Annotated in this window: 8 protein-coding genes; 2 read left to right on the top strand and 6 right to left on the bottom strand. The window is 62.8% G+C overall.

The window, feature by feature from the left end; genetic code table 11:
* Positions 1-30: 30 nt before the first annotated feature.
* The gene (locus IEW63_RS08975) at positions 31-288 is read left to right on the top strand and encodes a DUF1289 domain-containing protein (protein WP_188636276.1); all 258 of its coding nucleotides are present in this window, start codon (positions 31-33) and stop codon (positions 286-288) included.
* 9 nt (positions 289-297) lie between these two features.
* Here IEW63_RS08975 and IEW63_RS08970 read toward each other — a convergent pair whose 3' ends face one another.
* The 3 genes from IEW63_RS08970 to glpD form a co-directional block, all read right to left on the bottom strand.
* On the bottom strand, positions 298-2,634 hold the full coding sequence (locus tag IEW63_RS08970; protein WP_188636275.1) for a hypothetical protein: 2,337 nt from the start codon (positions 2,632-2,634) through the stop codon (positions 298-300).
* A gap of 176 nt (positions 2,635-2,810) precedes the next feature.
* Entirely contained in the window at positions 2,811-4,397 is a 1,587-nt protein-coding gene (locus IEW63_RS08965; protein WP_188636274.1) for a peptide chain release factor 3, read from the bottom strand.
* 129 nt (positions 4,398-4,526) lie between these two features.
* Positions 4,527-6,059: a glycerol-3-phosphate dehydrogenase gene (gene glpD, locus IEW63_RS08960; RefSeq protein WP_188636273.1), complete on the bottom strand. Its 1,533-nt coding sequence runs from the start codon at positions 6,057-6,059 to the stop codon at positions 4,527-4,529.
* A 415-nt stretch (positions 6,060-6,474) separates the two neighbouring features.
* On the opposite strand from glpD, the gene IEW63_RS08955 reads away from it, so the two are divergent.
* Entirely contained in the window at positions 6,475-7,638 is a 1,164-nt protein-coding gene (locus IEW63_RS08955) for a type III PLP-dependent enzyme (RefSeq protein ID WP_188636272.1), read from the top strand.
* Positions 7,639-7,822: 184 nt separating this feature from the next.
* Here IEW63_RS08955 and IEW63_RS08950 read toward each other — a convergent pair whose 3' ends face one another.
* The 3 genes from IEW63_RS08950 to IEW63_RS08940 all read right to left on the bottom strand — a co-directional run bounded on the left by IEW63_RS08950 (position 7,823) and on the right by IEW63_RS08940 (position 11,578).
* Positions 7,823-8,407, bottom strand: coding sequence for a glucosamine-6-phosphate deaminase (locus IEW63_RS08950; protein WP_272872588.1), 585 nt, complete (start codon positions 8,405-8,407; stop codon positions 7,823-7,825).
* Positions 8,408-8,671: 264 nt separating this feature from the next.
* Positions 8,672-9,577 (bottom strand): SDR family oxidoreductase, encoded by a 906-nt coding sequence (locus tag IEW63_RS08945; RefSeq protein WP_188636271.1) that lies wholly within the window; start codon positions 9,575-9,577, stop codon positions 8,672-8,674.
* A 120-nt stretch (positions 9,578-9,697) separates the two neighbouring features.
* Complete coding sequence (locus IEW63_RS08940) at positions 9,698-11,578, bottom strand: methyl-accepting chemotaxis protein (RefSeq protein ID WP_188636270.1); 1,881 nt, start codon at positions 11,576-11,578, stop codon at positions 9,698-9,700.
* Positions 11,579-11,601 lie beyond the last annotated feature (23 nt).

Raw genomic sequence — 11,601 nt, 5'->3', positions numbered from 1 at the left:
CAATATAGAGTGTGGGCGGCGCGGGGTCAAATGAAGAATCAGCTTGAATTTTTTGAAATCCCCAGTCCCTGCATCGGCGTGTGCGAGGTCAATAACAAGGGGTTCTGCAAGGGCTGTTTCCGCTCGCGGCCGGAACGTCTGCACTGGCTTGAGCTGAGTGCCGAGCAGAAGCGCGAGGTGATTCGTGCCTGTCAGTCCCGCCGGGCCAGAGTGATGCGCGCCCGGCAGGAGACTCTGCAGAAACAGCAAGGCGGGCAGGAACAGATCGGCCAGGCCGACCTGTTCTGAACCTGCAGTTCATTCCACCAGAATCGCTTCCTCCTGAGCGGTGGTATCTAGTTCGGTGCCCAGCGAGGTGAGCAGTTGCAACGTATGGCGTTGCACCGCTTCCATGGCTTCCTGACCGTTCTGTACCGGTAATACGGCGCTGATGGCATCCATCGCCGGCGGCCGTCCCGGCATATGCAAGGAGTAATGGCTGCCGCCCGCGATGCGCGCGACCCGGCGGATCGGTTGTTCAGTGGCGGTGCCCGCGGTCAGCGGGGTCAGCTCCATGTTGCGCCACAGCGGCTCGGTACCTGACAGCGGTGCGGTTTCCGCCACCTGGGTATCCGACAGCCCCATGGCCTGGAACAGGCCGTTATACAGTGGGCCGTTCATCAGATTATTCGGCAGCACCAGGTCCGGAGGGGTGAGCGGGTTGGAGGTAGCGTCGCCAACCATCTCGCTGACGTAGATGGCGGCGTTGCCCTCGGCGATATGCCGTGCGTAGTTGATCGGGTCACCGCTGTCCTCGATAACCTGACCGCGGTTGAGAAAGTCCTCATAGGCCCTGGTGCCGAATTCCAGGCCTTCTGCCGCCAACGCCGGCCGTGCCCGGCCAGCGAAGATGGGCGAGCCATCGAACATCTTGGCCATGCCGCCACCGGGTACGTTGAGGCTGTAGGCCTTGACCTGATCACCGGCGATGCCGGCAAACATGCTGCCGATGACCCCGCCCATGGAAATACCGACGTAGCCGACTCTGTCCGTATCAAAGCGGTGACCGGCCACGTCCATGTCCGGCAGGCTGGCCAGCAGGTGCAGCAGGTCGGCCACGGTCTGACGTCGCACGTCCCGGGTAGTGGCAGGCGAGGTCAACGGTGTGGCGTGCGCCCCTGAGGAATCCGGCACTCCGTCTCCATCCATGTCGATGAAGAAATGCCGCTCGTTGGCGGGGTCCATCAGGGCAGCCCATTGATCCGTAGGTAGGATGCCGTGCAGCGGGTGGTCTATGGCGATCATTGCCCAGCCTTCGGCGGCAAACAGCGGTGCCAGGCCCAGCGCCGCACCGCGGTTGCTGGTCAGGCCGTGTTGGTAGATCGCTACCGGCCAGCCCTCAGCGGGCATGGTGCCGGTGGGAATGGTCACCAGTACCGGCAGGTGCACCTGCTGGCTGGCGACCGGAGCCGGATCGAAGCGATTGACGCCCTGGCCACTGGCGTTGCTCCACTGCCCGCTGAGCACAGTGGCAGCCTCCGCAGGCGGGGTCGGGTTGTCCCTGTTGCCTACATTGGCCGGCTTGTTGCCCAGATAGTAGGGCACGTCGAACATCAGGCCGGCGTGTGCCTGAAACACTCCCATTGGTGCACCGGGCCGGAAAGCGCTGGCGCGGGGCTGCAGGTTGGTTGCGATATGCTCAAGCGCATGGGTGATCGACTGGGTGCTGAAGGAGAAGCTCAGGGTCGTCGTTGACGGGTCGATACCCGCTTCCTCGAGAATATCGAAGGTCGGCTGGTAGGTGGACGCCAGCGGTGCCAGCGCGACGGGCAGCTCGTCCGCCGGGGTATCGCGCAGCGTGGCGTAGGTCTGATCCGGGACAACCGCTTCACCCTCCTCGCTCTGCAGGCCGTCGCGTACAACGACGACATAACCGTTGGAAAATGCCAGCGTATCGAGATCGGATGGCGCGATCACCTCGTTGTAGAAGTTGCCGCTCCCGGTCAGGCAGTCCTGCTCATTGGCGGCGGCCAGCGGCGTCAGCGGCTTGAGCAGCACCGTGGTCGGATCAGTGGCAGAAACCGATATGGCGAAATTATCCGTCGCACGCTCGCTGCAGGTGAAGGTGGGCGCCGGTACGAGGTGGCCGCTGAGCGGCTCGTGTGCCCCTTCGGCTACGGCTGCGTTGATCCGTGTAATGGCTGCGGCGGCGCCTTCGGTGCGGTAGCTCTCGGCGGCGTCACACAGCAGTTGCGCGGTGGCCGCGGAGCTCAGGGTGCTGCGCAGAACCTCGAATTGCCCGTCCAGGCTGGCTGGATCGACTTCTGAGGCGAAGCGGACTTCGACGGGTGACACCGTTGACCAGCCGTCCAGATCATTCATCTGGCTGGCCAGCACCAGGGCGCTGCCCTCAAGACCATCGACATGAATATTCAGCGTGCCGTCCTCGGTACCGAGGAAGGGCAGGTTGGTGGGAAAAGGCAGATCCTCGGTTGCCGGGTTGAACAGCGCGACGAAGGTGGAGTCCGGCGCGCCCGGCTCAGCCGGGTCGGGTGCCTTGGAGCTGCTGCCGCCCCCGCTGCTGAGGCAGCCGCCGAGTACCAGCGGAACGATGGAACACAGACCGACGAGGCTGGCTCGTTTTCTGACTGACATGATGCATCCCTTATTGTTTTTATTGATCCTTCAGACCCGCTCGGGCGTGAGGCAGGTCAGAGAGTTTGATCAAATATAGAGACGGTGTGGGCGGGTGTCCATACCGCGGGCGGGGGAGGGAAGCGGGTGCGGCCAGATGGGCTCGGCGCACCGAGCCCAAGGTCAGTCAGTGCTGATCAGTGATGTTCGCGAGTGGCGTTGAACTGGATCTCCGGCCAACGCTCTTCCATCAGGCTCAGGTTCACCCGCGTGGGCGCCAGGTAAGTCAGATGCCCGCCGCCATCCACGGCAAGGTTGTCGGTGGCCTTGTTGCTGAATTCCTCCAGCTTCTTCCGGTCGCTCGATTCCACCCAGCGTGCCGACCAGACGTTGACGGGCTCATACATGCACTCGACCTTGTATTCCTCCTTCAGCCGGCTGGCCACGACGTCGAACTGCAGCACGCCGACGGCACCGAGGATGATGTCGTTGTTGCGCTCGGGGAAGAACACCTGGGTGGCGCCTTCCTCGGCCAGCTCCTGCAGGCCCTGACGGAGCTGCTTGGACTTGAGCGGGTCCTTCAGCCGCACCCGGCGGAACAGTTCCGGGGCAAAGTGCGGAATACCGGTAAAACTCATGTTCTCACCGGCGGTGAAAGTGTCGCCGATCTGGATGGTGCCGTGGTTGTGCAGGCCGATGATGTCGCCGCCATAGGCTTCTTCCAGACGCTCGCGGTCGCTGGAGAAGAAGGTCAGCGCGTCGGCGATCTTGATGTCCTTGCCGATGCGCACGTGGCGCATCTTCATGCCCTGTTCGTACTTGCCCGAGCACACGCGCATGAAGGCGATCCGGTCGCGGTGGCGCGGGTCCATGTTCGCCTGGATCTTGAACACGAAGCCGCTGAAGGTTTCCTCGGTGGGCAGGACCTCGCGCTCCTGGGTCATGCGCGGCAGGGGCGCCGGGGCCCAGTCGACAAAGGCGTCCAGCACATGGCTGACACCGAAGTTGCCCAGGGCGGTACCGAAGAATACCGGGGTCAGCTTGCCGGCCAGGTATTCCTCCAGATCGAACTCGTGGCAGGCACCCTGAACCAGCTCCAGTTCCTCGACAAAGCCGTCGTACATGTCGCCGAGCAGGGCGCGGGCTTCGTCGCTGTCCAGACCCTGGATGATCTTGTCCTCGGTGCGCTCGTGGCCGTGGCCCGGGGTGTACACGTGGATGCAATCGTTGGCCAGGTGGTAGACACCCTTGAATTCCCGATAGCAGCCGATCGGCCAGGTGATGGGGGCGGCCTTGATATCCAGCACTTCCTCGATCTCGTCGAGCAGTTCGATGGGATCGCGGATGTCCCGGTCCATCTTGTTGACGAAGCTGATGATCGGCGTGTCACGCAGGCGACAGACATTCATCAGGGCGATGGTGCGGGGCTCGACGCCCTTGCCGCCGTCGATCATCATCAATGCGCTGTCCACGGCGGTCAGGGTGCGGTAGGTGTCCTCGGAGAAGTCCTCGTGACCGGGGGTATCCAGCAGATTGATCATGTGCTCGCGGTAGGGGAACTGCATCACCGAGGTGGTGATGGAGATGCCGCGCTGCTGTTCCATGGCCATCCAGTCGGAGGTCGCATGCCGGTCGGACTTGCGCGACTTGACCGTGCCGGCCACCTCGATCGCCTTGCCCATCAGCAGCAGGCGTTCGGTGATGGTGGTCTTACCGGCGTCCGGGTGGGAGATGATCGCGAAAGTACGGCGTTTTGCGACTTCTTGGGAGATGGTCTTGGGCATGGGCGGTTCGATTATCAATCAGGACAGGGAGCCGGACATGACGTACCGGCTCGCGGGAATTCGGTGGAAATCAGTCGGCTATTGTCGCTGATTACATCGGCCAAGACAAAGCCCAATCAGCAGTTGCGTTCAGGGCCTGTGCCATTGGCTGCGCAGCTCAATGTAGTCCTGCAGCGCCGCCACCTGGCCGGGCCTGAGCCGCAGCCCCAGCTTGCTGCGACGCCACAGCACATCGTCGGCGGTCGCTGCCCATTCATGCTGGATCAGATAGCGCACTTCCAGCGCATGAAGCCCAGCGCCGAAGTCCCGACCCATGCCGTTCAGGCTGCTGCAGTCCCCGAGCAGTTCATGGGTCAGGGTACCGTAGCTGCGGGCGAAACGTCTGGCGATGGTCTCCGGCAGCCATGGATAGAGCTTCTGCAGGTCTGCCAGCAGCGTTCCATGATCCGGGAAGTCGCCGCCGGGCAGGGCGGCAGCGCTGGTCCAGGCACGGGAGGGCCGCTGCAGCAGCTCGCATAGCTCATCCGCAGCCTGTTCCGCCAGCCGGCGGTAGGTGGTGATCTTGCCACCGAGCACCGAGAGCAGCGGCGCCTGGCCAGGCGCCGATTCAATGTCCAGCATGTAGTCCCGGGACGCCGCCTGGGCCTTGCCACCCGCTTCGTCAGCCAATGCGCGCACGCCGGCGAAGCTCCAGAGCACATCGCTCGCGGTGAGCTGCCGCTGGAAATGGCTGTTGACCAGGCGCAGGAGGTAGCGGGTTTCCTCGTCGGAAATGGCGGCCGCTGCCGGGTCGCCCTGGTAATCCACATCGGTGGTGCCGATCAGGCTGAAATCCTCCTCGAAGGGGATGACGAACACGATGCGGTTATCCACGTTCTGCAGGATATAGGCATGCTCGGCGGAGTACATTCGGGGCACCACGATATGACTGCCCTTGACCAGCCGCAGCGGTCGCCGGGAGGCGGACTCGATGACCTGGCCCAGCAGGTTCGAAACCCAGGGTCCGGCGGCATTCACCAATGCCCGGCTGCGATGCTGCTGGCGCTGGCCGGTGCGTCGGTCCTCCAGTGTCACCCGCCACAGGTCACCCTGACGTTCGGCCTTCACGCAGGCGGTGCGGGGCAGGATGACAGCGCCGCGTTCGGCTGCCGCCCTGGCCACCAGTACCACCAGCCGGGCGTCGTCCACCCAGGCGTCGGAATACTCGAAGCCGCGGGTGATTTCCGGGCGCAACGGGCTGTCGGCCTGCAGTTTCACCCCGTGCGAGCCGGGCAGGGTTTCGCGACGGGCAAGATGATCATAGAGGAACAGCCCAAGCCGGATCATCCATGCCGGGCGCAGATGAGGCTGGTGGGGCAGGCGAAAGCGCATCGGGCGGATGATATGCGGCGCGTTGCGCAGCAAGGTCTCCCGCTCGGCCAGCGCCTTGCCCACCAGGCCGAACTCGAAAAACTCCAGGTAGCGCAGGCCGCCGTGAATCAGCTTGCTGCTGCGCGAAGAGGTAGCCGAAGCAAGGTCATCCTGCTCGCACAGCAATACCCTCAGGCCGCGGCCAGCGGCGTCCATGGCAATGCCGCAGCCGTTGATACCGCCGCCGATGACGATGACATCATGGATGATGTCGGAAGATGGATTGGGGCGGTGCGCGCCTGCGTCCGGCATGTTGGAAACTCCTTGATGTGGGGCTCCTGCAGCGCCCACGATGGATTATTGCATATGTCGCTTAAAGCTATTGACCGCAAACCCACTTGGTTTTATGGTGCGCACCGAACGTTGACGCTGGCACGATCCATACGGCTCAAGTACTGACGACGAGACAGCAAGACCGGTTCCCGACGGGAACGGACTTATTGCTTTCGGCGCACGCCTTGGGAAGTAGGCGAACCAAAGTGGGGATACTGATCAGACGTTCGCACCCCCGGGTTGTGTGTTGGCTATAGACGTTCAGAGTCCGCTTACGGAAGGCGTTACCTGTCCTGGTGTTTACCGGGCGTTCGGGTACGCCTGTCTGCCCTGCACCTGATCGCCATGTCCCCACGCGGCCCGACACCAGAACTTATGCTTTGGAGCCGACGCCATGACCATCCAGCTTGAAGAGTACTTTGACCGCGACACCTTCAGCCGCATCCGTGCCTGTGCGGATCAGAAGGAAACCCCCTTTCTGGTCGTAGACCTGAACACCATCAGCCGTGCCTATGACGACCTGGTTGAGGGCTTCCCCTACGCCAACGTCTATTACGCGGTGAAGGCCAATCCGGCCAATGAAGTGCTGAGCCTGCTGAAGAACAAGGGTTCCAACTTTGATATCGCCTCGATCTACGAGCTGGAGAAGGTGCTGGCGCTGGGCGTCAGGCCAGAGCAGATCAGCTATGGCAACACCATCAAGAAGTCGAAGGATATCCGCGCTTTCTACGAGAAGGGTGTGCGCCTGTTTGCCACCGACTCGGAAGCTGACCTGCGCAACATCGCCAAGGCCGCGCCGGGCTCCAAGGTCTATGTACGCATTCTGACCGAAGGCTCGACCACCGCTGACTGGCCGCTGTCGCGCAAGTTCGGCTGCCAGAGCGACATGGCCATGGACCTGCTGGTGCTCGCCCGCGAACTGGGTCTGGTGCCCTATGGCGTGTCCTTCCACGTCGGTTCGCAGCAGCGTGATATCGGTGCCTGGGACGGGGCGATTGCCAAGGTCAAGGTGATCTTCGAGCGTCTGAAGGAAGAGGACGGCATCGTCCTGAAGATGATCAACATGGGCGGCGGCTTCCCGGCCAATTACCTGACCAAGACCAATACCCTGCAGACCTATGCCGAGGAAATCACCCGCTTCCTGCAGGAAGACTTCGGCGATGATCTGCCGGAGATCATCCTTGAGCCGGGCCGTTCGCTGATTGCCAACGCCGGGGTGCTGGTCAGCGAAGTGGTGCTGGTGTCGCGCAAGTCGCACACCGCACTGGAGCGCTGGATCTTCACCGACGTGGGCAAGTTCTCCGGGCTGGTGGAAACCATGGACGAGGCGATCAAGTTCCCGATCTGGACCGAGAAGCGCGGTGAGCTGGAAGAGGCGGTAATAGCAGGCCCGACCTGCGACAGCGCCGACATCATGTACGAGGACTACAAGTACGGTCTGCCGCTGAACCTGGCCATCGGGGACCGCATGTACTGGTTGTCCACAGGGGCCTACACCACCAGCTACAGCTCGATCGAGTTCAACGGCTTTCCGCCGCTGGAGGCGTTTTACGTCTGAACGGGGCTGCTGCGCAGCCCGATCGCCCCGGGGTCGGGGCTCCTACCGCAAGAGGATCGGCGGTTTGTAGCCCCGGGGCGGTCCGGCGATCTGTTGGGATCGCTATCCACTCATCTGTGGTAGGAGCGTCGACCCCGACGCGATTGGCGGCCGAAGGACGCCCAGGGGAGGCCCCGCCTTCCGACTACAGCAGGCTCGCCGCGTCCTCATCCACAATCACCGTCACATCCTCATGCAGCCGCAGGGCACTGGCAGGTACCTGCCTGGTGATCGGGCCGTTGACCATGTCGGCAATGCATTTCGCCTTGCCCTTGCCGCTTGCAATGAGCAGGATCGAGCGGGCGCGCAGGATGTTGGCGATGCCCATGGTGATGGCGCTGTGGGGCACTTCGTCCAGTGAGTTGAAGAAGCGCTGGTTGTCCAGTCGGGTCTCTTCGCGGAGGGTGGTGAGGAAGGTTTCCTGATCGAAGGAGGTGCCCGGCTCGCAGAAGCCGATGTGGCCATTGCTGCCGATACCGAGCAGTTGCAGGTCGACCGTGGCGCTGTTCAGCAGGCGGTTGTATTCGTCGCACTGGATCTGCGGGTCGCAGTCCTCGGTGCAGGGGATGTGCACGTTCTCGGGTCGCAGATCCACATGCTGGAACAGGTTGTCCTGCATGAAGCGGTAATAGCTCTGTTCGTGGCTGCGCGGCAGTTCACAGTACTCATCCAGATTGAATGTCTGCACATCCTTCAGCGAGATGTCGCCGGCACGGTAGCGTTCCACCAGATACTGATAGGTGCCGAGGGGGGGTGCCGCCGGTTGCCAGTCCCAGGGTGCAGTCTGGCTTGCTGCGTATCAGGTCGGTGATGATCTGGCCGGCTCTGGTACTCAATTCGTTGTAGTCACGGACGGTGATGACTTTCATGGACTGCTGATTTCCTTTGCTCCAGCCGTTAGGCGCGAAATTCTACTGGTGAGGCCGGCACAGGGAAAGCGGAAATGAAAAACCCGCTCCGTTGCCGGCGCGGGTTTTCCTGCACAGCTATCGGATCAGCTGAATTTCTGAATGTTCTGCATCAGTTCTTTCAGCGCTTCGATGTTGTCCTTCGGGTGCACGGCATTCTCGAAGCTGCACAGCTGCTCGAAGTTGGCCTGGACGTCTTCCGGGGTGAAGCCTTCATCGGGGTTGAAGCCGATGCCCAGGGAGCGCTCCCAGCGCACCTTGCCCATCCAGCCGCCGCCCACTTCAAACAGACTGCCAGTCTCCTGGCTCTGCTCGGAACACAGATAGACCACCAGCGGGCTCACCAGTTCAGGCTTGAGCTTCTCGAAGGCACCGGGCGGGAACAGACCTTCGGTCATGCGGGTGCCGCCGGTGGGGGCAATGGCGTTGACGAAGATGTTGTTCTTGCGGCCTTCGATGGCCAGGGTGCGGGTCAGGCCGTACAGGCCCAGCTTGGCCATGCCGTAGTTGGCCTGACCGAAGTTGCCGTAGATGCCGGAGGTCGAGGAAGTGAAGATGATGCGACCGAAGTTCTGTTCCTTCATCTGGTTCCAGGCGGCATGGGTCACCTTGTAGGCGCCCTCGACGTGCACCTTGTAGACCAGATCCCAGTCCTGATCCGACATCTTGGCGAAGCTCTTGTCGCGCAGGATGCCGGCGTTGTTGACTACCACATCGACCCGTCCGAAGTTGTCCATGGCGCACTGCACGATCTTGTCGCCGTCCACCACGCTGTCGGGGTTGGCGATGGCGGTACCGCCGGCGGCCTTGATCTCTTCAACCACCTTCAGTGCTGCTTCACTGTTGGCGCCTTCCCCCTGGGTGCTGCCGCCCAGGTCGTTGACGATGACCTTGGCGCCGTGCTTGGCGAACAGCAACGCATGGGCGCGACCGATGCCGCCGCCGGCGCCGGTGACGATAACGACCTTGTCTTCAAAACGGATGTCGCTCATGGGGAATCTCCTTGGCTGAATGGGAAGCTGGCCGGCTAGTTTCATTCACTGTTCGCTGGCCGGCAAGCGGCCCGCGGGCAGTGAATGATCGGATATAACCGTCACCGGCCCGCTCGCTGCTCAGATGCGGAAGCTGTCCACCAGTTGCTTCAGCCGGCTGGCCTGATGGGACAGGGCGTCACAGTCCGCCAGGGTGGCGTTGAGATTGGCGACGCTCTGCTGGTTGAGCACGTTGATCTGGTGGATGTCCATGTTTAGCGCTTCGACTACCGTGGTCTGCTCCTCGGTGGCGGCGGCAACGGACTGGTTCATGCCGTCGATCTCGACGATACGGCTGACCACGGTGGTCAGCCGCTCGCCGGCCTGATTGGCCACCGCCACGCTGCGGCCGCTGGATTGCTGACTCTCCTGCATGGAGGCCACCGCCTGGGAGGCGCCATGCTGCAGGTCAGTGATCATCCGGTGGATCTCTTCGGCTGACTCCTGGGTGCGGTGAGCCAGATTGCGCACCTCGTCGGCGACCACCGCGAAGCCGCGTCCGGCATCGCCGGCCCGGGCAGCTTCGATGGCGGCGTTGAGTGCCAGCAGGTTGGTCTGCTCGGAAATGCCCTTGATCACCTCAAGGATCTTGCTGATATCTTCCGTGCTGGCATTGACCGACTCGATCTGCTGGCGGGACACATCAATGGTGGCGGACAGGGTGGTCATCGCCGCGATGGTCTCTTCCATCACCTGCCGGCCCTGTTCGGCCTGATCGTTGGCGTTGCTGGCCTGACTGGAGGCATCGGCGGCGTTGCGGGCGATCTCCTGCGCGGCGGCGCCCAGTTCGTTGATCGCCGCGGCCACGCTCTCGGTGCGGGCGCTCTGCTCGCTGGAACCGGTAATCGAGGCGTTGGAGGCGCTCATCACCCGTACGGCGAGATCATGTACCTGGCGGGTGGCCGAGGCGACCTCACTGATGGAGGCATGGATGCGTTCGACGAAGCGGTTGAATGACGCGCTGAGATCACCGAATTCGTCCGCGCTCTCAACGGCCAGGCGGCGGGTCAGATCGCCTTCGCCCTCGGCGATATCCGCCATGGCCTGGCCCATGTTGTGCAGCGGGCGCATCAGAAGGCTGATCAGCAGATTGAGCAGGACCGCAATGGCCACCACGGCCACCACCATGGCGATGAACGCGGAGGTACGGAACTGCGCCAGCGGCGCCAGTGCCCGGTCGTAGTCGATGGAAAGCCCGATATGCCAGCCCACCGAGGGCAGGCCGGTGATCGGGCTGAAGAACAGCAGGCGCTGCTGACCGTCCAGTTCGGCGGTCTGCAGCTGCGGCTCCAGCCGCGGCGCGGTACCGCTGTAGATGTCACCCAGCTTGCGCATGAGCTGGTCCTGCTCCGGCGACACCTGTACCTGCCCGTCCGCGCCGACCAGAAAGGCATGGCCCAGCCCGCCGAAGTCCACCGAGTTGATGATGTCGATCAGGGTTCGCAGACTCAGATCGCCGCCCACCACGCCGACCAGCATGCCATCGCGTTTGACCGGAGTGGCGATGGTCACTACCAGGTCACCGGTCGGGTCACGGTAGGGTTGGGTAATGATCGGGCCGTCAGCCCTCACGGCTTCGGTATACCAGGGGCGGCTTCGCGGGTCATAGCCGTCCGGCAGGCTCTCCTCAGGATGCTGGATGAAGGTGCCGTCAGCGCCCCCGAGATAGGTGAAGATGAACTGCGAGCCGAAGGAAGGCTGCCCGACCAGCTCCGCCTGGGCGGCGGGTTCATCCTGCAATGCCAGGTTCTCGGCCAGACTCTGCAGCATCCGGATGCGGCCATCCAGCCAGTTATGCACGCTGCCGGCGGACAGTTCACCGGCCTGTTCCGCAGTGAATGCCAGATTGTCCCTGATGGTGTTGCGCTGCAGGTAATCGTTGTAAAGCGCGAACAGGGTGAATGCCAGGATGACGATAGTGCACCCGGCGAGAAGAATCTTGTGACGGAATTTGAGTTTCATGGCCGCTCTGACGTGGTGTAAAT

This window comes from Halopseudomonas pertucinogena, from assembly GCF_014646575.1.
Lineage (GTDB): Bacteria > Pseudomonadota > Gammaproteobacteria > Pseudomonadales > Pseudomonadaceae > Halopseudomonas > Halopseudomonas pertucinogena.
Note: the sequence above shows the minus strand (reverse complement) of the source record. Positions and strands in the feature narration are given on the sequence as shown.

Excerpts from the sequence above, each read along its gene's own strand:
- IEW63_RS08955 (WP_188636272.1), top strand. The coding sequence starts at position 6,475 with ATGACCATCCAGCTTGAAGAGTACTTTGACCGCGACACCTTCAGCCGC.
- IEW63_RS08945 (WP_188636271.1), bottom strand. The coding sequence starts at position 9,577 with ATGAGCGACATCCGTTTTGAAGACAAGGTCGTTATCGTCACCGGCGCC.
- IEW63_RS08975 (WP_188636276.1), top strand. The coding sequence starts at position 31 with ATGAAGAATCAGCTTGAATTTTTTGAAATCCCCAGTCCCTGCATCGGC.
- IEW63_RS08940 (WP_188636270.1), bottom strand. The coding sequence starts at position 11,578 with ATGAAACTCAAATTCCGTCACAAGATTCTTCTCGCCGGGTGCACTATC.
- IEW63_RS08965 (WP_188636274.1), bottom strand. The coding sequence starts at position 4,397 with ATGCCCAAGACCATCTCCCAAGAAGTCGCAAAACGCCGTACTTTCGCG.
- glpD (WP_188636273.1), bottom strand. The coding sequence starts at position 6,059 with ATGCCGGACGCAGGCGCGCACCGCCCCAATCCATCTTCCGACATCATC.
- IEW63_RS08970 (WP_188636275.1), bottom strand. The coding sequence starts at position 2,634 with ATGTCAGTCAGAAAACGAGCCAGCCTCGTCGGTCTGTGTTCCATCGTT.